The 805-nt window shown below is 48.8% G+C and carries 1 protein-coding gene; it reads left to right on the forward strand.

Annotated features, from left to right (window positions below; genetic code table 11):
• Positions 1-805: sensor histidine kinase (locus R7O13_RS25920; RefSeq protein WP_318305081.1), on the forward strand; the 805-nt coding region annotated here is incomplete at both ends.

The raw sequence follows: 805 nt of genomic DNA on the forward strand, positions 1-805 counted from the left end.
AGGCGATGCGATCACTCAATCATTTGAATGTGCTAGTAGACGAAGTGTTGGATTACTCAAAGCTGGAAGCAGGACAGTTAACCGTTGCTCCCGCTAAAACCGACTTACTCAAAACCTTGTGCGATGTGTTTAGAAGCTTTGAGCCAAGAGCGCTTGCGAAAGGTTTGGATTACAAAGTTACGATCAAGCCGTTTTCGGATGCGTTCATTGAAATCGATGCACTGAGATTAGTGCAAATCACCACCAATCTGCTCTCAAATGCCGTGAAATTCACAGCAGAAGGTGAGATCGGAATCAGTGTCATCCTGCACGAAAAGCAGCTTATTTTGAAAGTTGCAGATACGGGCATTGGCATGACGGATGGCCAACTCGAAGGCATTCTCAACCCGTTTGTTCAAGCGGATGACAGCATTACGCGCAAATATGGCGGCACAGGGTTAGGGCTGAGCATCGTTGACCGATTGATCGACTGTATGGGCGGCGTGCTCTGCATCGATTCACAATTCGGCTTGGGTACGACGATCACCGTCAAATTGCCAATTGAGCGTTGTGATTCAGAACCAGAAGTGTGTTTGAACTGGACTTACAGCGAGGCATTGCCACTCAGCATTCGTCAGTGGTGTGACGCATGGAAAATGCAGCCAGCAACACTGGCAAGAAGCATGGCGAACCTTTACGCCGCACAAGACAACGAAGCGGGCTTTGATGGTGTGATGCTGCGCGATGATCGAGAAATTCTCGGTAACCTCACGTTGCGAGAGCTTCAATACCCAGATGCGCTGTTCAACTTGCTTAGCCAAACGCA

This window comes from Vibrio sp. Y176 (assembly GCF_033438945.1).